General features: G+C 70.9%; 17 protein-coding genes. 9 read left to right on the top strand and 8 right to left on the bottom strand.

Going from position 1 to position 20,196, the window contains the following annotated elements; genetic code table 11:
* Nucleotides 1-11: 11 nt before the first annotated feature.
* From araA to ITJ54_RS12330, 4 genes are all read right to left on the bottom strand, one after another.
* On the bottom strand, nucleotides 12-1,559 hold the full coding sequence (gene araA, locus ITJ54_RS12345) for an L-arabinose isomerase (RefSeq protein ID WP_194628658.1): 1,548 nt from the start codon (nucleotides 1,557-1,559) through the stop codon (nucleotides 12-14).
* Nucleotides 1,556-2,272 (bottom strand): L-ribulose-5-phosphate 4-epimerase, encoded by a 717-nt coding sequence (locus ITJ54_RS12340; RefSeq protein ID WP_194628657.1) that lies wholly within the window; start codon nucleotides 2,270-2,272, stop codon nucleotides 1,556-1,558. The genes araA and ITJ54_RS12340 overlap by 4 nt, the downstream gene beginning before the upstream one ends.
* Nucleotides 2,269-4,005 carry a xylulokinase gene (locus ITJ54_RS12335; protein ID WP_194628655.1) on the bottom strand — a complete coding sequence of 579 codons (1,737 nt, stop codon included), beginning with the start codon at nucleotides 4,003-4,005 and terminating at the stop codon, nucleotides 2,269-2,271. The genes ITJ54_RS12340 and ITJ54_RS12335 overlap by 4 nt, the downstream gene beginning before the upstream one ends.
* 274 nt (nucleotides 4,006-4,279) lie before the next feature.
* Entirely contained in the window at nucleotides 4,280-5,299 is a 1,020-nt protein-coding gene (locus tag ITJ54_RS12330) for a LacI family DNA-binding transcriptional regulator (protein WP_323741705.1), read from the bottom strand.
* Between the two features lie 139 nt (nucleotides 5,300-5,438).
* On the opposite strand from ITJ54_RS12330, the gene ITJ54_RS12325 reads away from it, so the two are divergent.
* On the top strand, nucleotides 5,439-7,547 hold the full coding sequence (locus ITJ54_RS12325; protein ID WP_194628653.1) for a glycoside hydrolase family 127 protein: 2,109 nt from the start codon (nucleotides 5,439-5,441) through the stop codon (nucleotides 7,545-7,547).
* 104 nt (nucleotides 7,548-7,651) lie between these two features.
* Here the strand turns inward: ITJ54_RS12325 and ITJ54_RS12320 are convergent, their stop codons facing one another.
* Nucleotides 7,652-8,707, bottom strand: a complete 1,056-nt coding sequence (locus ITJ54_RS12320) for a substrate-binding domain-containing protein (protein WP_194628651.1) — start codon at nucleotides 8,705-8,707, stop codon at nucleotides 7,652-7,654.
* A gap of 187 nt (nucleotides 8,708-8,894) precedes the next feature.
* Between ITJ54_RS12320 and chvE the strand changes: the two genes are divergently transcribed.
* From chvE to mmsB, 3 genes are all read left to right on the top strand, one after another.
* Nucleotides 8,895-10,028, top strand: coding sequence for a multiple monosaccharide ABC transporter substrate-binding protein (gene chvE, locus ITJ54_RS12315; RefSeq protein WP_194628649.1), 1,134 nt, complete (start codon nucleotides 8,895-8,897; stop codon nucleotides 10,026-10,028).
* Between the two features lie 153 nt (nucleotides 10,029-10,181).
* Entirely contained in the window at nucleotides 10,182-11,744 is a 1,563-nt protein-coding gene (gene mmsA, locus ITJ54_RS12310; protein ID WP_194628644.1) for a multiple monosaccharide ABC transporter ATP-binding protein, read from the top strand.
* Nucleotides 11,719-12,900, top strand: coding sequence for a multiple monosaccharide ABC transporter permease (gene mmsB / locus ITJ54_RS12305; RefSeq protein WP_194628642.1), 1,182 nt, complete (start codon nucleotides 11,719-11,721; stop codon nucleotides 12,898-12,900). Before mmsA ends, mmsB begins: the two co-directional genes overlap by 26 nt.
* Nucleotides 12,901-13,014: 114 nt before the next feature.
* On the opposite strand, the gene ITJ54_RS12300 is transcribed toward mmsB, so the two are convergent.
* On the bottom strand, nucleotides 13,015-14,352 hold the full coding sequence (locus tag ITJ54_RS12300) for an alpha-amylase family glycosyl hydrolase (RefSeq protein WP_194628640.1): 1,338 nt from the start codon (nucleotides 14,350-14,352) through the stop codon (nucleotides 13,015-13,017).
* Between the two features lie 66 nt (nucleotides 14,353-14,418).
* Here ITJ54_RS12300 and ITJ54_RS12295 point away from each other — a divergent pair, with 66 nt between their 5' ends.
* The 3 genes from ITJ54_RS12295 (at nucleotide 14,419) to ITJ54_RS12285 (ending at nucleotide 16,239) form a co-directional block, all read left to right on the top strand.
* On the top strand, nucleotides 14,419-14,817 hold the full coding sequence (locus ITJ54_RS12295; RefSeq protein WP_194628639.1) for a DUF3253 domain-containing protein: 399 nt from the start codon (nucleotides 14,419-14,421) through the stop codon (nucleotides 14,815-14,817).
* A 38-nt stretch (nucleotides 14,818-14,855) separates the two neighbouring features.
* Nucleotides 14,856-15,956: an SDR family oxidoreductase gene (locus tag ITJ54_RS12290; protein ID WP_194628638.1), complete on the top strand. Its 1,101-nt coding sequence runs from the start codon at nucleotides 14,856-14,858 to the stop codon at nucleotides 15,954-15,956.
* A gap of 106 nt (nucleotides 15,957-16,062) precedes the next feature.
* Nucleotides 16,063-16,239 (top strand): CsbD family protein, encoded by a 177-nt coding sequence (locus ITJ54_RS12285; protein ID WP_139200483.1) that lies wholly within the window; start codon nucleotides 16,063-16,065, stop codon nucleotides 16,237-16,239.
* Between the two features lie 73 nt (nucleotides 16,240-16,312).
* Here ITJ54_RS12285 and ITJ54_RS12280 read toward each other — a convergent pair whose 3' ends face one another.
* Nucleotides 16,313-17,386, bottom strand: a complete 1,074-nt coding sequence (locus ITJ54_RS12280; protein WP_194628637.1) for a spore photoproduct lyase family protein — start codon at nucleotides 17,384-17,386, stop codon at nucleotides 16,313-16,315.
* Between the two features lie 45 nt (nucleotides 17,387-17,431).
* On the opposite strand from ITJ54_RS12280, the gene ITJ54_RS12275 reads away from it, so the two are divergent.
* Entirely contained in the window at nucleotides 17,432-17,740 is a 309-nt protein-coding gene (locus ITJ54_RS12275; RefSeq protein WP_194628636.1) for a biopolymer transporter Tol, read from the top strand.
* Nucleotides 17,741-17,749: 9 nt separating this feature from the next.
* Nucleotides 17,750-18,205, top strand: coding sequence for a hypothetical protein (locus ITJ54_RS12270; protein WP_194628635.1), 456 nt, complete (start codon nucleotides 17,750-17,752; stop codon nucleotides 18,203-18,205).
* Between the two features lie 93 nt (nucleotides 18,206-18,298).
* Here the strand turns inward: ITJ54_RS12270 and ITJ54_RS12265 are convergent, their stop codons facing one another.
* Entirely contained in the window at nucleotides 18,299-20,140 is a 1,842-nt protein-coding gene (locus ITJ54_RS12265) for a glycoside hydrolase family 35 protein (protein WP_194628632.1), read from the bottom strand.
* Between the last annotated feature and the right edge of the window lie 56 nt (nucleotides 20,141-20,196).

Here is a 20,196-nt window from a genome sequence, read left to right as displayed (position 1 = left end):
CGTACGGCCGCTCAGAAGCCGCGGTCGAGACGGTGCCAGGTCTGCTGCCCACGCACCTCGTCGCGGAAGCCGCGCGAGGTGGTGTGCTCGTCGATGACCAGGAACTCGGTGCCGAGCATCGTCGCGAGGTCCTCGACCACCTGCAGCTCCACGGCCGTCGTCATGACGGTGTGGTGCGCGGCGCCGGCGGTGAGCCAGGCCTCGGCGGCGACGGGGAACGACGGACGGGGCTCCCAGACGGCACGGCCGACGGGCAGCTTCGGCAGCGCCTCGGTCGGCGGGACCACGTCGACGACGTTCGCGGTGAGGCGGAAGCCGTCGCGGGTGTCGGAGAGCGCGACGACGACGGCCTCACCGGAGTCGGCCGTGAACACCAGGCGCACCGGGTCGTCCTTGCCGCCGATGCCGAGCGGGTGGATCTCGAGTGTCGGACGCGTCGAGGTCAGCGTCGGGGACACCTCGAGCATGTGGGCGCCGAGGATCTTCTCCGCACCCGGGGTGAGGTCGTAGGTGTAGTCCTCCATGAGCGACGCACCACCGGCGAGCCCGGCGCCGGCGACGTTCATCGCGCGGACCAGCACGGCGGTCTTCCAGTCACCCTCGGCGCCGAAGCCGTAGCCGTCGGCCATCAGGCGCTGCACGGCGAGGCCGGGGAGCTGCTTGAGCGTGCCGAGGTCCTCGAAGTTCGTGGTGAACGCGGCGGACCCGTTCTGCTGCAGGAGTGCGCGGAGCCCGAGCTCGATGGCGGCGCCGTCGCGGAGGGCGCCGTGGCGGTCACCGTCGCCGCGCAGCGACGGGTCGACGTCGTACGCCGACTCGTAGGACGCGACGAGCGCGTCCACCGCCGCCGTGTCGGCTTCCGCCGCGTCGACCGCTGCGGCCAGCTCGTTGACGGCCCAGGTGTTCACCTGCACGCCGAGCTCGATCTCCGCCTCGGTCTTGTCGCCCTCGGTGACGGCGACGTAGCGCATGTTGTCGCCGAACCGCGTCAGCTTGAGCGAGCGGATCGCGGCCGCACCGGCTGCGGCCCGCACCCAGTTCGACACGCGCTGCTGGACGCGCTCGTCGGACACGTGGCCGATGGCCGTCGCGTGCCGGACACCCATGCGGGCCAGGGCGTAGCCGAACTCACGGTCGCCGTGGGCGGCCTGGTTCAGGTTCATGAAGTCGAAGTCGATCTCCGACCACGGCAGCGCCACGTTCGCCTGCGTGTGCAGGTGCAGCAGCGGCTTGGTCAGGGCGTTCAGGCCGCCGATCCACATCTTCGCGGGGCTGAAGGTGTGCATCCACGCGGTGACGCCGATGACCTTGTCGTCGGCGCTGGCCTCGATGAGGGCGCGGCGGATGCCGTCGGCGTCCTTGAGCACGGGCTTCCACACGAGCTTCACCGGCAGCGCGCCGGCGAGCGTCTCGTGCACGGCGCGGCTCTGGGCCTCGACCTGGCGGAGGGTCTCCTCGCCGTACAGGCCCTGCGAACCGGTGAGGAACCAGACCTCGTACCCGTCGAGCGTGGCCTGGGGGTCGACGGCGTCCGTCGTGGTGGGGGTGTCCAGCGTCATCGCATGGCTCCTTCGGGGTTCTGTCCGTAGACGTTCTGGTAGCGATCGAAGAGTCGATCGATGTCTGCTTCAGCGATCGGGACGACCTCGCCGCCCTGCTTTGCGATGTGCACCGTGCGCGCCACGTCCTCGGCCATCACGGCGGCCTTGACGGCGTCCTTCGCGTCCTTGCCGATCGTGAACACGCCGTGGTTCTGCATGAGGACCGCGCGGGAGCGGTGTCCCGAGAGCGTCTCGACGATGCCGTGGCCGATCGAGTCGTCGCCGATGATCGCGAAGGGACCGACCGGGATCGGTCCGCCGAACTCGTCCGCCATCGCGGTGATCACGCACGGGATCGCCTCGGCGCGGGCAGCCCACGCGGTCGCGTAGGTGGAGTGCGTGTGCACGACGCCGCCGACCTCGGGCATGTTCCGGTAGACGTAGGCGTGCGCAGCGGTGTCGCTCGACGGGCCGTGGGCGTTGCCCCAGCCCTCCGCGGGGACGCCGTCGAGGGTGCAGACGACCTGGTTCTCGGGGGTCAGGTCGTCGCTGGAGACCCCGCTCGGCTTGATCACGAAGAGGTCGGTGCCGGGCACACGCTCGGAGACGTTGCCGCCGGTCCAGATCACCAGGCCGTAGCGGACCAGCTCGCCGTGCAGGGAGGCGACGCGCGCACGCGTGGCGGCCACGGCCTCCTGGGTGGCGCTGTCGTGGGCGCTTGCTTCCGTCATCGGGTCGGCTCCTTCACTGCCGGGAGGCTCGGGTCGGCTCCGGCCGTCGTCTCCGGTTCGTCGGTCGTTGCGTCGCGCATGGTGGCGGCGTCGTGGGTGGTGGCGACTTCGTCGCGGGTGGTGGCGGCGACCGCCGCTGCCTGCAGGGGCAGGCCGGCGCGGAAACGCTCGAGGTAGGTGCGGAACCCGGCGACGTCGTGCTCGTCGGGGTCGGCCACGTGCACGGCGTCCCCGCCGAACACGCGCTCGGCCAGGTGGGTCGTGAGGTCGGTGTCGCCGGCGTGCTCGAGGTACGCGGCGAGCACCGCGATGCCCCAGGCGCCGCCCTCGCCGGCGGTCTCCTCGAGGGCGACGGGCACGCGGAGCGCGGCGGCGAGCAGGCGCTGCGGGGTGCCCGGCGTCCGGAAGAGCCCGCCGTGCGCGGTCATCCGGTCGACGCGGACGTCCTCCTCGGCCAGCACGTCCATGCCGATCGCGAGCGTGGCGAAGGCGCCCTGCACCTCGGCGCGGACCAGGTTGCCGAGCGTGAAGGCACTGCCGGCGCCGCGGACCAGGAGCGGCCGGCCGGCCTCGACGTGGGTGACGGGCTCGCCCGCCAGGTAGTTGTAGGAGAGCAGCCCGCCGGCGTCCGGGTCGGCCTGCTCGGCCTCGGCGAGGAGCGTGGCGTACACGTGGTCGATGTCGAGCGGGGTGCCGGCGGCCTCGGCGAAGCGGCCGAACACGCGGGCCCACGCGGCGATCTCGCTCGCCCCGTTGTTGCAGTGCACCATCGCCACGGCGTCGCCGGCGGGCGTGGTGACGACGTCGAGCTCCTCGTGCGCCTGCGCCATCGCCCGCTCGAGCACGACCATCGCGAAGATGCTCGTGCCGACGCTGACGTTGCCGGTGCGGGGGGCGACGGCGTTCGTCGCGACCATGCCGGTGCCGGCGTCGCCCTCGGGCGGGCAGAGCGGGACGCCGGGTTCGAGGGCGCCGGTCGGGTCGAGCCACGCGGCGCCCTCGGGCGTGAGCGCGCCAGCGTCCTGGCCGGCGACGAGCACCTCGGGGAACAGGGCGCGGATGCCCGTGCTCGTGCCTGTGTCTGCGCCTGCGCCTGCGCCTGCGCCTGCGCCGAGCATCTCGTCCGCCGTCTCGAGCATGGCGGCGTCGTAGTCGCGGGTCGCCGGGTCGATCGGGAACATCCCGCTCGCGTCACCGACCCCGAGGACGTCGTGCCCGGTCAGGCGGTGGTGGACGTACCCGGCGAGGGTGGTGACCCGGGCGACCTCGGCGACGTGGGGCTCCTCGTCGAGGACGGCCTGGTACAGGTGCGCGACGGACCAGCGCAGCGGGATGTTGAACCCGAGGCGCTCGCTCAGGGCCTCGGCAGCGGGGCCGGTCGAGGTGTTGCGCCACGTGCGGAACGGCACGAGCAGCTCCCCCGCGGCGTCGAACGCCAGGTAGCCGTGCATCATCGCGGAGACGCCGAGCGCACGGAAGGTGGTCGGTCGCACGCCGTACTGCGACTCGACGTCGGCGACGAGGGCGGCGTACGCGGCACGGAGTCCGGTCTCGACGTCCTCGAGCGAGTAGGTCCAGCGGCCGTCGACGAAGGCGTTCTCCCACTCGTGGTCGCCGCTCGCGAGGGGGACGTGGTCCTCGTCGATGAGCACGGCCTTGATGCGGGTCGATCCGAGCTCGATCCCGAGGGTCGCGCGACCGTCCTCGATGCGCTGTCGGCGGTCGTCGCCCATGCTGTCCTCCCGAGACATCGTCGTCCGTGCACGCTGCGATGCGTGAGCGCTCACATCCTGGCACGTGAGCGCTCACTCTCGCAACGCGGCCGCGTGTCCGGGCCTCGGGTACCGATGACGCCCGTCCCGACCCCGGTGAGATCGCACTTCGTGTCGACTCGACCACGGCGAAGGCGACACGAAGTGCGATCTCACCGCGGGGCGGGAGCGACGCGCAGCGAGACGGGGGCGACGCGCGGCGAGACGGGGGCGTGTCGACGCAGACGGGGGTGTGTCAGGCGCCGATCGTGCTGCCGCGGATCACGAGCGACGGGGTCACGACGGCGGAGGCGGTGGACGAGCCCTCGATCAGGTCGAGCAGCGCCTGGCCCGCGACCCGGCCGAGCTCCTCGAGCCGCAGGTCGACCGTGGTCAGCGGCGGACGGCTCGCAAGCGCCATCACGTCCCAGTCGTCGAAGCCGGTGACGGCGACGTCCTCGGGCACGGACCTCCCGAGCTCGCGCAACCGGTCGCACACGCCCCGTGCGATCTGGTCCGACCCGCAGACGACCGCGTCAACCTCGACTGTCCCACGCGCGAGCACGTCGACGGCCTGCCGCCCCCAGCGCTCCGACCACTCCCCGAACAGCGGCGGCGACACGAGTGTCGACCCGAGCGCCTCGGACGCCCCGGTCGCACGGCGCGACGCGGAGCGGTGCCACGCGGGGCCGGTCACGATCGCCACGCGTCGGCGCCCGAGCGTCAGCAGGTGGGAGGCGACGAGCCCGGCGCCGTGCTCGTCGTCGAGCGTGACCGAGACGTCGTCGGGGTCGGTGGACGGGGTGAACGCGTAGACGACGGGCATGGACACGTCGATCGGTGGGCGCGGGTCGGCGGACCGGCCGGTCACGATGATGCCGTCGACCCCGCGGGCGGCTAGGGAGCGGAGGTAGTGCTCCTCGCGGACGTGGTCGTCGCGGGTGTCGCAGAGCAGGACGGCCATCCGCCCGGCGGAGAGGACGTCCTCGGCACCGAGCAGCACGGGGATCGAGAAGCGGCCGAACGAGTCGGTCGTGATCATGCCGACCGTGTACGACCGCCCGGAGGACAGCGCCCGACCCCGGGCGTCCCCGACGAACCCGAGCTTGGCCGCGGCGTCACGGACCCGGGCGCGGGTCTCCTCGCGGAGCTGGCCGGTGTCGTTGAGGGCCTTCGACGCGGTGCCGATCGACACCCCGGCGAGCGCGGCGACGTCGGTGATCCGCACCGGAGCACCGCCGGGGCGACCGGAGCGGCCGGTTCGTCCGATCGTCACGGCAATCCCCTTTCCGGTCGTCGAGCGTGATCACGATCCTAGGACGGACGACTGCAACAGCCCTTGCACCGGAGCTGATCGTGTCGTAGCGTCTCGACCCAGAAACCGTTTTCCGACACCGTCGTCACCAGGAGCTGTCATGACCACCACGCTCGCCACCGACAGCCGCGTGCGCACCGCGACCCCGGTCCTCCCGACCGCCGCCGCGCACCTGACGGTCCGCCCACTCGCGAACGGGACCCCAGCCGGAACCGAGCACGACAACGGCACCGGCACCGCTTCCGGCACCCCTCGCATCACCGGCGGCTTCTGGCACCTCCGCCAGGAACGCAACGGCCGCGACGCCGTCCGCGACGGGTACCGCCAGCTCGACACCGCCGGCAACTTCCGGAACCTCCGCATCGCCGCGGGGACGGAGCAGGGCGAGGTCGTCGGCCCGATCTTCATGGACTCGGACGTGTACAAGTGGCTCGAGGCCGTCGCCTGGGAGCTCGGCCGTGAACCCGCTGACGACCTCCGCGACCTGCAGCGTGAGGTCACCGCGCTCGTCGCCGCGGCCCAGGCCGAGGACGGCTACCTCGACTCCGTGCAGCAGGTGCGCGGCAACGGGGAGCGGTACACGGACCTCAAGTGGAGCCACGAGATGTACTGCGCCGGCCACCTCATGCAGGCAGCGGTCGCGCAGTCCCGGGCGACGGGTGACACCGGCCTGCTCGAGGTCGCCGTCAAGAACGCGGACCACCTCGTGCGGACCTTCGGCGACGGCACCGCGCCGGACGGCACGCCCAGGAAGCACGACATCGACGGCCACCCGGTCGTCGAGATGGGCCTGGTCGAGCTGTACCGGGAGACCGGCACCCGCGCCTACCTCGACCTGGCGCACTGGTTCGTCGACGCCCGCGGGCAGGGCATCATCGAGCGCGCCGGCGGTGAGCCCACCTACTTCTCCGACCGTGTCCCCGCGCGCACCGCCACCACGGTCGAGGGCCACGCCGTCCGCGCCGTGTACCTGGCCGCGGGTGCCGTCGACGTCGCGATCGAGACCGGCGACACCGAACTCCTGGCCGCGAGCGAGCACCAGTTCGCCGACATGATGGCGACGAAGGCGTTCATCACGGGTGGCCTCGGCGCCCGCTGGGACTGGGAGGCCTTCGGCGACCCGTACGAGCTCCCGACCGACCGCGGCTACGCCGAGACCTGCGCGGCGATCGGCGGCGTGCAGTGGGCATGGCGGCTGCTCCTGGCGACGGGGAAGCCCGAGTACGCCGACGCCATCGAGCGCCTGCTCTACAACGCGTTCCTGCCCGGGGTCAGCCTGGCGGGAACGGAGTACTTCTACGTCAACCCGCTGCAGCACCGCGACGCCGCCCTGGCCGACGAGAACCGCTCCCCCGCCCACGGCCGCCGCGGCTGGTTCGACTGCGCGTGCTGCCCGCCGAACATCATGCGCACGTTCTCGAGCCTGGACGGCTACCTCGCCACGGCGACCGACGGCGGGCTCCAGGTGCACCAGTACGCGACCGCCGACCTGGGCCCCGTGTCCGTCGAGACGGGGTACCCGCACGACGGCCACGTCCTGGTCACGGTGACCCAGGACGGCCCGCTCGCGCTGGGCCTGCGGATCCCGGCGTGGTCGGACACGACGACGGTCACCGTCGACGGCACCGAGGCCCACCCGGCCGCCGGCTCCCTGCACACGATCGACCGCGAGTGGCACGCCGGCGACACCGTCGAGCTCACCTTCGACACCACGCCCCACCGGTTCGTGGCGGACGCCCGCATCGACGCCGCCCGCGGACAGGTCGCGATCGAGCGCGGTCCCCTCGTCTACGCCGTCGAGCAGCCCGACCAGGACGGCTTCACGGTCGACGACCTGACGGTCGACGCCGACGCGGTGATCACCGAGGACCCCCGCGAGGACCTCCTCGACGGCATCGTCACGCTGCGCGTCCCGGCCCACGCCCCGACGCGGCACGAGCAGGCAGCGTGGCCGTACCGCCGTCTCGACACGGCGACCCGGTCGGGAGGCTCGGCTGCAGTCGTCGACGCGACCAGCGTCGACGACGGAACCGGTGACGGCGGGGCCGCACCGAGCCTCTCCCCGTCGGCACGGCCGGACCGCCGCTGGCGCGTCGCTCCGGAACCGGCTCCGTGGGCCCAGGCCGTGGACGCAGTCGCGATCCCGTACTACGCCTGGGCGAACCGCGGCGCGGTCCCCATGCGCGTCTGGTTGCCGCTCGCCCGCTGAGCGGCCCGGTGCGAGGCTGCCCACACGGTGCCCGGCCACGAGCCCGCACCAGGTGCGCAACCTCGCACCACGGCACAGAAGCCGCACTGGGAACGAACCCGGCGTCAGGCGCTCCGGCGCACCACGAGCTGCGGCTGGATGAGCGTGTCGTCGAGCGGCCGGCCCTCGACGAGCGACCGCACCGAGGCGAGCACCCGCTCCCCCATCGCCATGAAGTCCTGCCGCACGGTGGTGAGCGGCGGGGTGAAGTGCGCGGCCTCGGGGATGTCGTCGAACCCGAGCACGGCGATGTCGTCCGGCACCCGGAGCCCGTCGTCCGCGAAGGCGTGCAGCACCCCGAGCGCCATCTGGTCGTTCCCGCAGAAGACCGCGTCCACCGCCGTCGCGTCGATCATCCGCCCGGCCGCGAAGCCGCTCGCCGGGGTCCAGTCGCCGTCGAGCACGACCGGTTCGAGCCCGGCCTCGTGCATGAGCCGCGTGTAGGTGGTCCGACGCACCTCGGACTCCTGCGAGACGGACGGCCCCGAGATGTGCACGATGCGCCGGTGCCCGCGGTCGAACAGGTGCCGCATCGCCAGGGTCGTGCCGACGACCTGGTCGATCGCCACGGCCGCGACGCTCGGCAGGAGCTGTTCGGCGCGCGACGCGGCCGGGATCGCGTCCCCCTGCATCGCGTTCGAGACCACGACGGGCACGGTCACCGGAACGGTCAGCGACGCGAGGGCGTCGAGCACCCGGTTGTCGGCGGCGACGAGGACGACCGCGGCGACGTCCTGTGCGAGCAGGCTGACGAGCGCGCCGGACAGGTCGGCCGGTCGCGGGTCGTCCGGCAGCGTGGAGAGCAGCACGTGGTAGCCGGCCGTGCGGGCCGCGCGTTCGAACCCGATCGCGGTGCTCGACGGTCCGTAGAGCGCGTCGCCCGCTGTCACCAGTCCGAGGGCCTTGCTCCGACCGCCGGCGAGAGCGCGGGCAGCCGCACGCGGGCGGTACCCGAGGTCCCCGATGGCGGTCGTGACCCGGGAGCGGAAGTGGTCGCGGACCGTCGGGTCCCCGTTGATCACGCGGGAGACGGTCTGGTGGGAGACCCCGGCACGCTCTGCGACGTCGAAGATGGTGGGGGCCTTGCGCCCCTTGCCGTTCGTCGTCGATGCGGTGGTCACGTGCACACCGTACCGCTCGGTGGGAGAACCGCACGGTCCGCACGAAACGGCTGACCGAGTTGACACCACGTCGCACAAAGCCCAGGATGTGAGCGCTCACTCAGAGCATCACACTCCGACAGCGGCACAGCAGCCGAGGTCACACAGCTCACGTCGACGTCGACGTGGCGGGAACAGAGGTACTTCGATGATGAAGCGCAGGATCGTCGCGGGCGTCGCAGCCCTCGGCATCGCCATCGCACTCGCCGGCTGCTCGGCCGGCGGCCGTGGTTCCGACGCCGGCAGCGGCAGCGGCAGCACCGACAACAAGGGCGCCCTGGTGGGCGTCGCCATGCCGACCAAGGTCTCCGAGCGGTGGATCAAGGACGGCAACGCCGTCAAGTCCGACCTCGAGAAGGCCGGCTACAAGGTCGACCTGGAGTACGGGGACAACAAGGTCCAGCAGCAGGCCCAGCAGGTCAGCAACATGATCACCAAGGGCGCGAAGGTCCTGATCATCGCGTCGATCGACGGTGGCGCGCTCTCCGACCAGCTCGACGCCGCCGCCAAGGCCGGCATCAAGGTGATCTCCTACGACCGCCTGCTCACGGGCAACAAGAACGTCGACTACTACGTGTCGTTCGACAACGAGAAGGTCGGCGTCGACCAGGCCACCAGCCTGCTCACCGGCCTGGGCGTCCTGGACGCCGACGGCAAGAAGACCGGCAAGAAGGGCCCCTTCAACATCGAGGTGTTCGCCGGCTCGCTCGACGACAACAACGCGGGCTTCTTCTTCAACGGCGCCATGGAGACCCTCAAGCCGTACATCGCGGACGGCACGCTGAAGATCCAGTCCGGCCAGGACTCGCTCTCGCAGGCCGCCACGCAGCAGTGGGACCCGGCGACCGCCAAGGCCCGCATGCAGAACCTCATCGCCAAGTCCTACTCCGGCGGCGAGACCCTGAACGGCGTGCTCTCGCCCTACGACGGCATCTCGATCGGCATCATCTCGGCCCTGCAGGGCGCGGGCTACGGCGGCAGCGACCGTCCGCTCCCGACCGTCACCGGTCAGGACGCCGAGGCCGCTTCGGTCAAGTCGATCATCGCCGGTCAGCAGTACTCGACCATCTACAAGGACACGCGCAAGCTCGCCAAGCAGTCGGTCACCATGGCCGAGGACCTGCTCACCGGCAAGAAGCCCGAGGTCAACGACACCAAGAGCTACGACAACAAGGTGAAGGTCGTCCCGACCTTCCTCTTCCAGCCGACGGTCGTCACGAAGGACAACTACAAGGAAGTCCTCGTCGACTCCGGCTACTACTCCGAGGCCGACCTCAAGTAGGTCGCCCCACCTGCGGACAGGAGGCGCGGTGCCAGCCCGCACCGCGCCTCCGCTCCGCCCCCCACTTCCGGACGGGAGGCGCGGTGCCAGACCGCGCCGTGCCTCCCGCCCGTCTCACCGCGCGCGTCGCGCGCACAACGGAAGGCAGTCCACATGGCGGACACCATCCTCGAGATGCGGGACATCACCAAGACGTTCCCCGGGGTCAAGGCCCTGCAGGGTGTCTCGATCGAGGTCGAGCGCGGACAGGTCCACGCGATCTGTGGCGAGAACGGCGCCGGCAAGTCGACCCTGATGAAGGTCCTGTCGGGCGTCTACCCGCACGGCTCGTTCGAGGGCGAGATCCTGCTCGACGGCCAGCCGGTGAAGTTCGGGTCGATCAACGACTCCGAGGCCGCCGGTGTGGTCATCATCCACCAGGAGCTCGCACTGAGCCCGTTCCTGTCGATCGCCGAGAACATCTTCCTCGGCAACGAGCGCGCCACCGGCGGGCTCATCGACTGGAACAAGACGAACCTCGAGGCCGCGGCGCTGCTGAAGCGCGTCGGGCTCAAGGACAACCCGGTCACCAAGATCGTCGACATCGGTGTCGGCAAGCAGCAGCTCGTCGAGATCGCGAAGGCGCTCTCGAAGGAGGTGAAGCTCCTCATCCTCGACGAGCCCACCGCCGCGCTGAACGACGACGACTCCGAGCACCTGCTCGAGCTGATCCGGTCGCTGCAGGCCGAGGGCATGACGGCGATCATCATCAGCCACAAGCTCAACGAGATCAAGGCGATCTCGGACAAGGTCACGATCATCCGTGACGGCAAGACCATCGAGACGCTCGACATGCACGCCGACGACGTCTCGGAGGACCGCATCATCCGCGCGATGGTCGGTCGCGACCTGTCGAACCGGTACCCGGAGCACGAGCCGAAGATCGGCGAGGAGCTCCTGCGCATCGAGGACTGGACCGTGCACCACCCGCTCGACGGGTCCCGTGAGATCATCCACCAGGCGAACCTGGCGGTCCGCGAGGGCGAGATCGTCGGCATCGCCGGGCTGATGGGCGCCGGACGGACCGAGCTCGCGATGAGCGTGTTCGGTCAGTCGTACGGCACCGGCATCTCCGGCACCGTCTACAAGCGGGGCACGCCGATCAAGACGCACACGGTGTCGCAGGCGATCGACAACGGCATCGCCTACGCCACCGAGGACCGCAAGCGCTACGGGCTGAACCTGCTCGACGACATCAAGCGGAACGTCTCCGGCTCGGCGCTCGGCAAGCTCGCCACGTGGGGCTTCGTGAACGGCTCCGAGGAGACCACGGTCGCCAGGCAGTTCCTGAAGAACATGAACATCAAGGCACCGTCGGTCAACGCGGTGACCGGCAAGCTCTCCGGCGGCAACCAGCAGAAGGTCGTCCTGTCGAAGTGGATGTACGCCGACCCCGACGTGCTCATCCTCGACGAGCCGACCCGCGGCATCGACGTCGGTGCCAAGTACGAGATCTACACGATCATCAACGCGCTCGCGGACCAGGGGAAGGGGATCATCGTGATCTCCTCCGAACTCCCTGAGCTGCTCGGCATCTGCGACCGCATCTACACGCTCTCCGAGGGCACCATCACGGCCGACGTCCCGCGCTCCGAGGCGACGCCCGAAGTCCTCATGCAGTACATGACCCAGGAACGGGAGACCCCAGTCAATGAACGCGCTCAAGTCCGCCGCTAGTTACCTCACCGGGCAGCTCCGACAGATCGGCCTGTTCATCGCGCTGATCGTCATCGTCGTCTTCTTCCAGGTGACGACGAACGGCATCACGCTCGCCCCGATCAACGTCTCGAACCTGATCGTCCAGAACAGCTACATCCTGATCCTGGCGATCGGCATGGTGATGGTCATCATCGCCGGGCACATCGACCTGTCCGTCGGGTCCATCGTCGCCTTCACCGGCGCCATGGCCGGCGTCATGATCACGCAGTGGCACGTGCCGTGGCCCATCGCCGTGGTGCTGTGCCTGGTGCTCGGTGGCCTGGTCGGCGCCTGGCAGGGCTTCTGGATCGCCTACTTCGGGATCCCGGCGTTCATCGTGACGCTGGCCGGCATGCTCGCCTTCCGCGGTGCCGCGCAGATCGTCCTGCAGAACCAGCAGATCTCGCCGTTCCCGACCGGCTTCCGTGCCCTCGGGTCCGGCTTCCTGCCGACGTTCGGCAGCTCGGGCTACGAGCCGCTCACGATGATCCTCGGCTTCGCCGCCGCGGTCGTCATGGTCGTGGTGTCGCTCCGTGGTCGCGCCACCCGCAAGAAGTACCAGCTCGAGAGCGAGCCGTTCGTCTGGTTCATCGTGAAGCTCGCCTTCGGTGCGCTGCTGGTCGTCTACGTCGCCCTGCTGCTCGCCAGCTACAGCGGCACGCCGATCGTCCTCGTCATCCTCGGTCTGCTCGTGGTCGTCTACTCGGTGGTCATGCGCAGCGCGGTCTTCGGTCGCCACGTGTACGCCATCGGTGGCAACGCCCTGGCCGCACAGCTCTCCGGCGTGAAGACGAAGCGGGTCACCTTCCTGCTCTTCGTCAACATGGGCGTCATCGCGGCCCTGGCCGGCGTGGTGTTCACCGGTCAGCTCAACCTGGCGGCGCCGGGTGCTGGCAACGGCTTCGAGCTCGACGCCATCGCGGCGGTGTTCATCGGTGGTGCAGCCGTCACCGGTGGCATCGGCACGGTGCCGGGCGCGATCATCGGTGGTCTCATCATCGGTCTGCTGAACAACGGCATGTCGATCCTCGGTGTAGGCACCGAGTTCCAGTCCCTCATCAAGGGCCTGGTGCTGCTCGCCGCCGTCGCGTTCGACGTGTTCAACAAGCGCCGGGCGGCATCCGCCCGCAAGTAGGGCGCGCTGCCCGGCCCAGCCGGCCCGCACAGGCCACGAGGCTCGTGCTGAGCGACAGAGCTCGCATCCCCGGATGCGAGTGACGTCGCACAGCACGAGCCTCGTTGCGTCGGGTCAGCGGGACAGGACGGCCCACCCGGCGGCCGGGAGGCTCAGGGTTCCGTCGCGCAGGTCGCCGCCGCCCGCCTCCACCTGGGTCGCGTCGGCTGCGGGAACCTCGACCGGGCCGTCGGACAGGTTCAGGGCGGTCACCACCGCGTCGTCCCCGGTCGCCGTCCGCAGCACGACGACGGTGTTCTCCAGGTGCACGACGTCGGTGTGTGCCCGGTGCAGCCAGGGGTGCCGGCGGCGGAGGGCGATGAGCGCCTCGTAGGTGTGCGTCAGCGCGGTCGGCTCCGGGGGCGTCGGCGGGAACTCCGGACGGACGGCGTCGTCGCCACCGAGGCGCTCCTCCTTCTCCCCCGTCCACCCGTACTCGTCGCCGGCCCAGACGCTCGGGGTCCCGGCGACCGTGAACAGCACCGCGGCCGCGTGGGGCGCGAACCGCTCCCCCACCGCACTCGCGATGCGGGTCACGTCGTGGTTGCCGATGAACGTGCTCGAGGCCGACGTCGCGAGCAGCGCGTCGTGGCGTTCGATCGCGTGCGCCAGCTCGAAGCAGTTGCGGTCCGCGATGCCGTGCCAGACCGCTTGCCACAGCTCGTACTGCGTGGTCGAGTCCATCGTCGACGCGGTGACGATCGCCGCGGTGTCGCCGTGGATGACCTCGCCGGTGAACCACGCGTCCCGGAACCGCTCCCGTACGCGGGGCAGCACCCGCGCCCAGAACTCCGAGGGGACCGCATAGGCCGCGTCGAGCCGCCACCCGTCCACGCCGCGCTCCAGCCAGTGCAGCATCACGTCGACGACGAGGTCCTCGGTCGCCTGCGACGTGTGGTCGAGCGCGACCAGGATGTCGTGGCCCTCGAACAGCCCGACCGGCACCGGGTCGCCGGGGTTCCAGCCGGACCAGTCGATGCCGAACAGCGGCGCGGACTCCGCCGCGGGACCGTCGGTCTCGAGCGCCCGGAACGCGGGGTGCTCACGGCCGACGTGGTTGAAGACGCCGTCGAGCACCACGCGGACGCCGCGGTCGTGCGCCGCGGTCACGAGCGCGTCGAAGTCGCCGTCGTCACCGAGCCGTGGGTCGATCCGCAGGTGGTCCACCGTGTCGTACCCGTGCGTGCTGCTCGCGAAGACCGGGCCGAGGAGCAGCCCGTTCAGCCCGAGGTCGACGACGTGGTCGAGCCAGCCGGTGATGCGGTCGAGCCGGTGCTCCACCGGGCGGTCGCCGACGGGCGTGTCCGGGCGGACCTCGGCGCCGACGAAGCCGAGCGGGTAGACGTGCCACCACAGCACGTGTTCGACCCAGGCGGGCTCGGACGGTCGGGCGGGGGCGCTGTCGGGAGTCACTGCTCCGATGCTGCCACCTCGGCGTCGGCTGGGTACGGGAGTGCGCTTCCGGACGATGATGGACGCATGGGACGAGCGATCCGCACCGAGGACGACGCACGCCGGGTCTCGGCCGCGCAGGCGGAGCGCACCTGTGCGTCCTGCGGGCGTCGGATGCCGGACTCGGCGGCGCCCGACGCGAAGTGGTGCTCGGACGCCTGCCGCCGGCACAAGCTCGACGACACCGACCGGACGCTCGAGCGCACCATCGACGAGCTGTTGGACGCCCGGGCGCTGACCTCGAGCATCTGCCCCTCCGACGCTGCGCGGGCCATCGGCGGCGAGGACTGGCGCGACCTCATGGAACCCGCTCGCCGGGCCGCTCGGCGGATGGTCGCCAGGGGCGAGGTCGAGATCACCCAGGGCGGGAACGTCGTCGACCCGTCGACCGCCAAGGGCCCGATCCGCATCCGCCGTCCCCGCTGAGGGAACACCCGCGGGGCGACAGGTGTTGGCTTCCTTCGATGACTCCCGACGGAACCACCACACAGTCCACCGCCCAGCGCACCGCCCTCGTCGTGGGTGCCAGCGGCATCACCGGCTCGGCCCTCGTGCAGCGCCTGACCCAGGACGGCTGGGAGGTGAGCGCGCTCTCCCGCCGAGCAGGGACCCGCGACGGCGTCCGTGGCATCGCCGCCGACCTCCGCGACCCCGAGGGGCTCCGCAGCGCACTCGCTGACGAACGACCCACGCACGTGTTCTTCACCGCCTGGCAGCGTCAGGCGACCGAGGCCGAGAACATCGCCGTGAACAGTGCGATGGTGCGCGACCTGCTCGCCGCCCTCGAGAACGCGCCGCTCGCACACGTCGCGCTGGTGACCGGGCTGAAGCACTACCTCGGCCCGTTCGAGGCCTACGCCGCCGGCGAGATGCCCGACACCCCCTTCCACGAGGAGGAGCCGCGGCTCGACACCCCGAACTTCTACTACGCGCAGGAGGACGAGCTCTTCGCCGCCGCCGAGCGCCAGGGCTTCACCTGGTCCGTGCACCGCTCCCACACGGTGATCGGCCACGCCGTCGGAAACGCCATGAACATGGGCCTGACGATCGCGGTGCAGGCGACACTGGCGAAGGAGCTCGACCTGGACTTCGTCTTCCCCGGCAGCGAGGCGCAGTGGAACGGCCTGACCGACATGACCGACGCCGGACTGCTCGCCGAGCACATGGTGTGGGCGGCGACCTCGCCCGAGGGTGCCGACGAGCCGTTCAACATCGTCAACGGCGACGTCTTCCGCTGGCGCTGGATGTGGCCGCGCCTCGCCGCGCACCTCGGGGTCGACCCGGCGCGCGTCGTCGGGTTCTCCGGGGAGGCCCGACCGCTCGAGCAGCAGATGGCCCCGCACGAGGCCGCGTGGGCCGGCATCGCCGAGCGCCATGGACTCGTCGAGCCGGACATCACCCGCGTGGCGTCGTGGTGGCACACCGACGCCGACCTGGGTCGGGCCATGGAGGTCGTCACCGACATGGGCAAGAGCCGCGACGCCGGGTTCACGGGCTACCGACGCACCGAGCAGGCCTTCGCCGACCTGTTCGCGCGCTACCGCGCCGACCGCCTGATCCCCTGACGCGCCGACACCTGTCCCGCCGCAGTGAACGGGGTACAGAGGCGTCCGTAGTGTCGGAGGCACACCGCCGGGACCACCGGTGATGCCCCCACCGGAAGGAATCACCATGTCGCTCGGAGACAAGGCCAAGGACGCCACCCAGAAGATCGTCGGCAAGGTCGAGGAGACCGTCGGCGAGCACACTGACGACCAGGAACTGCACGCCCAGGGCAAGAAGGACCAGCACATGGGCGAGGCGCGCATGGAGACCGAGAAGGCGAAGGACGCCGTCGACGGCAAGTGAGCACCTGCTCCTGAACACCTGAACGGCTCGGCATCCACGGATGCCGAGCCGTTCGTGCGTTCAGGACGTCCGTTCAGAAGGCGTAGCGGATGCGGCAGGACGGCAGGTGCTCGCCGACCAGCTCGCGGAACCGCTCGACGAGCTGGCCCTTCATGCCGGAGCGGTACCGGACGTTGACGGCACCGTTCTGGGACACCTTCTGCTCCTGCAGGTCGGGACGCCAGAGCAGGTCCTCGGCCTTCGGGTGCCAGCCGAGGTTGACCTGGTGCAGGGGCTCGTTGTGCGTGAGGAAGATGACCTCCGACGCGAGCTGCGCCTTCGCCCGCGGGGACAGCACGTCGTCGACCTGACGCAGGAGCTCGGCCCAGTCCGACTCCCATGTCGGGGTGAGGATCACGGGCGAGAAGTTGAGGTGGACCTCGTACCCGGCGTCGACAAAGTCGTTGACCGCCGCGATCCGCTCGGCGATCGGGGAGGTCCGGATGTCGGTGACCTTCGCGGTCTCGTGCGGCATGAGCGAGAACCGGATGCGCGTGCGCCCCATCGGGTCCCAGTCGAGCAGGTCGCGGTTGACGTACTTCGTGGCGAACGACGCCTTGGCCGTCGGGGTCATCCGGAACAGGTCGCAGAGGTCGCGCACGTTGTCGCTGATCATCGCGTCCACCGAGCAGTCGCTGTTCTCGCCGATGTCGTAGACCCAGGCGTCCGGGTCGCACTGGTTCGGTTCGGTCTTCTCCCCCTGCTTGTGGATGTTCCGCGCGACGTGCTTGGTGATCTGCTCGATGTTCGCGAACACCGTGACGGGGTTGCTGTAGCCCTTGCGGCGCGGCACGTAGCAGTACGCGCACGCCATCGCGCAGCCGTTGGCCGTCGACGGCGCGATGAAGTCCGCCGAGCGACCGTTCGGCCGGGTGACGAGCGACTTCTTCACGCCGAGCACCAGCGCCTCGGTCTTGATCCGCACCCAGCGCGAGACGTTGCGCTCGTCGCCGTGGACCTCGGGGATGTTCCAGTGCGACTCGACGGGGACGACCTCGGCGTCGGGCCACCTGGCGACGACCTCGGCCCCACGGGGCAGCTCGAGCGCAGCGGGTTCGGCGTAGATGCGGTGGACGTCGAGCATCGGGCGCACGCGGGGTTCGGTCATCGTCCCCTGTCTACCGGGCACCACCGACGGTGCAGAATCAGAGGCATGAGCGAGCCGGACGACCACTTCTTCGTCGTCGACGGACGTCGCTGGCGCCGTACCGACCCGGTCATCCCCGAGGAGACCGCTGCGGCGCTCCGGTCACACCTCGGTCGTGGGCGGAACGCGGTCAAGCAGGCGAAGCGCTCGGGCGACGACGCTGCGCTCGAGGCCGCCCGGCACCGGAACGGCCTCGCCAAGCACGGCCTCGGCGAACGCGGTCCGGCGTGGTGGGAGCGCCCGGAGGCCGACCGTGTCGCCGATGCCGAGCGCGCCCGCGACGAGCTCGACGCCCTCGACGCCCTCGACGACTGACCGCTGCCCATGACGACCACGATCCGCCCGCCGAAGCTCGACCGTGTGCTCAACGTGATCGTGATGGGCCCGGTGTTCATGGGCACAGGGGTCGCGATCGCCCTCGCTGCGACGTCCCCGGACGCGTCGGCGCGGGTGTTCCTCGCCGTCCGCGGCGCGGTCTTCGTCGCGACGGGGATCTGGCTCACGAGCCGCCTGCCGCGGGTATCGGTCCAGCTCCTGGACGACGAACTCCGCTACGACGGCTTCCTCGTCTCGTGGACGCTCCCCCGCGAGGGCATCACCGCCGTGCTCGATGACGCCTGGGTGGAGTGGCGAGACCCCGCCGGGCGGGAACGCCGTCGTCAGATCGGGCTGCTCACGCGTGCCTGGGAGGACGACGGCACGAAGTTCGCGCCGTACTGGCGCTGGCGTCGGGAGGCTCTGCTGCAGGTCAGGGAGTGGGCAACGGGTCCGGGCCACTGACCCCGGCGCACAGTCCTTCCCATCACGCCCGCGATGGGGAGCTGGATCGCGCGCGGGGTGGGCAGGGCGGGCAGGGCCGCCGCAGCCGACCGGTCAGGCCTCGGTGTGGCCGAGGTCGGGCTCGATGCGCAGGTGCACCGTGCGCGATGCCGAGGCGTGCAGCTCGAACACGACGACCTCGTTGTGACCCGCACGCAGGACCGGCCCCGGCACCGCCAGGGTCTGCTGCGGCCCGCGCGACCAGTACCGCCCGAGGCAGAACCCGTTCACCCAGGCGACGCCCTTCCGGAAGCCGTCGAGTGCCAGGTACCGGTCGGACACCGTGTCGAGCTCGAACGACCCGAGCGCCACGACGGGCCCGGCGAGGACGTCGGCAGCGGCTGCAGACCCGACGGGCTCCAGCGCCCGCAGCACGTCGAGCGCCCCGGTCGGCATCGGGTCGAGCGCGAGCGGGGACGCCGTCCACCGGGACAGCGGGACACCGTCCACGGCCACGCCGCCGATCAGTCCCTTGGGCTCGCCGATCCGCGTGCCGTAGTCGACACGGCCCTGGTCCTCGACGAGGAGCTCGAGCGTGCCGGTCACCGGCGGGAGCGCGATCGCGCGGTCGTGGTGCTCGCGCTCGAGGACGCCGACGGAGCGGCCATCGACGCTGACGAGGACGCGGTCGCGGACCTCTCCCCCGACGGTGAGCACACCACCAGTGGGCAGGTCGACCTCGGTGCGGTACAGCACGAAGCCCGAGGCGGCACCGAGCTCGTCGAACGTCGGGGTGGTCTCGTGCGTGGTCCAGGACGTGAGCTGCGGGAGCAGCGTGCGCAGGGCGGTGGACCGGTCGAGTCGGACGGCGAGGTCCGTGGCGGGGGCGAGCCGAGCCTCCTGGCCGTCGGTGAGCCGGCCGGAACCACCCGGTTCCATCGAGGCCGGCAACGGCGGCACGGGCGCGTAGCGCTCGATCACCGAGCGGAACGCGTGGAACTTCGCGGTGGGGCGGCCGGCCTCGTCGAGCGGGGCGTCGTAGTCGTAGGACGTCGCGATCGGCCGGTACACGCCCTTGTCGTTCGCGCCGTTCGTGAAGCCGAAGTTCGTGCCGCCGTGGAACATGTAGACGTTGACGGAGCCGCCGGCGGCGAGCAGGACGTCGAGGTCGGCGGCGCTGTCGGCAGCCGAGGTGGTGTGGTGGTGCTCGCCCCAGCTGTCGAACCAGCCGTCCCAGAACTCCGAGCACATCAGCGGCCCGGTGGGCTGCGCCTGCCGGAGCCGGGCCAGACGCGACTCGGACCGGGAACCGAACGACCCGGTCTTGTGCAGCGAGGGCAGCGAGCCGTCCTCGAGCATGGTGCCCATCGGCTGGTCGACGCTCGTGAACGGGACGGTGAGCCCGATCGCTCGGTGCATGGCCTCGAGCTTGGTCAGGTAGACGGGGTCGGAGCCGTACGCGCCGTACTCGTTCTCCACCTGCACGAGGACGATCGGCCCGCCCGGACCGTCCGCTCCGCCGGCGTCGATCTGCCGCGGGACGAGGATCGGCGCGAGGGCGTCGAGGTACCGCGACACGGCGGCGAGGAACTGCGGCTCGTCGCGGCGGATGCCCACGGTGCCGTCGGTGAACAGCCAGTACGGCAGCCCGCCGTTGGTCCACTCGGCACAGATGTACGGGCCGGGGCGGACGATGGCGTGCATGCCCGAGGCTTCGACGAGGTCGAGGAACCGGCCGAGGTCGAGTCCGTCGGTGAAGTCGAACTGCCCGGGCGAGGCCTCGTGTGCGTTCCAGGCGACGTAGGTCTCGATGGTGTTGAGGCCCATCAGCTTTGCCTTGCGGATGCGGTCGGCCCACAGGTCCGGGTGCACGCGGAAGTAGTGGATCGCGCCGGAGAGGACCCGGTGCGGCTCGCCGTCGAGCAGGAAGTCGGTGTCGCCGATCGCGAAGCGCATGGGCAGAGCCTTTCGTCAGAGCGGGGCCGCGCGGACTGGTGTCCGCACGGCCCCGA

The sequence above is a fragment of the Curtobacterium sp. VKM Ac-2865 genome (genome assembly GCF_015350905.1).
Classification (GTDB): domain Bacteria; phylum Actinomycetota; class Actinomycetes; order Actinomycetales; family Microbacteriaceae; genus Curtobacterium.
Note: the sequence above shows the minus strand (reverse complement) of the source record. Positions and strands in the feature narration are given on the sequence as shown.

Coding starts and splice junctions, on each gene's coding strand:
- araA (WP_194628658.1), bottom strand. CDS start 1,559: ATGACGCTGGACACCCCCACCACGACGGACGCCGTCGACCCCCAGGCC.
- ITJ54_RS12340 (WP_194628657.1), bottom strand. CDS start 2,272: ATGACGGAAGCAAGCGCCCACGACAGCGCCACCCAGGAGGCCGTGGCC.
- ITJ54_RS12335 (WP_194628655.1), bottom strand. CDS start 4,005: ATGGGCGACGACCGCCGACAGCGCATCGAGGACGGTCGCGCGACCCTC.
- ITJ54_RS12325 (WP_194628653.1), top strand. CDS start 5,439: ATGACCACCACGCTCGCCACCGACAGCCGCGTGCGCACCGCGACCCCG.
- chvE (WP_194628649.1), top strand. CDS start 8,895: ATGATGAAGCGCAGGATCGTCGCGGGCGTCGCAGCCCTCGGCATCGCC.
- mmsA (WP_194628644.1), top strand. CDS start 10,182: ATGGCGGACACCATCCTCGAGATGCGGGACATCACCAAGACGTTCCCC.
- mmsB (WP_194628642.1), top strand. CDS start 11,719: ATGAACGCGCTCAAGTCCGCCGCTAGTTACCTCACCGGGCAGCTCCGA.
- ITJ54_RS12295 (WP_194628639.1), top strand. CDS start 14,419: ATGGGACGAGCGATCCGCACCGAGGACGACGCACGCCGGGTCTCGGCC.
- ITJ54_RS12290 (WP_194628638.1), top strand. CDS start 14,856: ATGACTCCCGACGGAACCACCACACAGTCCACCGCCCAGCGCACCGCC.
- ITJ54_RS12285 (WP_139200483.1), top strand. CDS start 16,063: ATGTCGCTCGGAGACAAGGCCAAGGACGCCACCCAGAAGATCGTCGGC.
- ITJ54_RS12280 (WP_194628637.1), bottom strand. CDS start 17,386: ATGACCGAACCCCGCGTGCGCCCGATGCTCGACGTCCACCGCATCTAC.
- ITJ54_RS12275 (WP_194628636.1), top strand. CDS start 17,432: ATGAGCGAGCCGGACGACCACTTCTTCGTCGTCGACGGACGTCGCTGG.
- ITJ54_RS12270 (WP_194628635.1), top strand. CDS start 17,750: ATGACGACCACGATCCGCCCGCCGAAGCTCGACCGTGTGCTCAACGTG.
- ITJ54_RS12265 (WP_194628632.1), bottom strand. CDS start 20,140: ATGCGCTTCGCGATCGGCGACACCGACTTCCTGCTCGACGGCGAGCCG.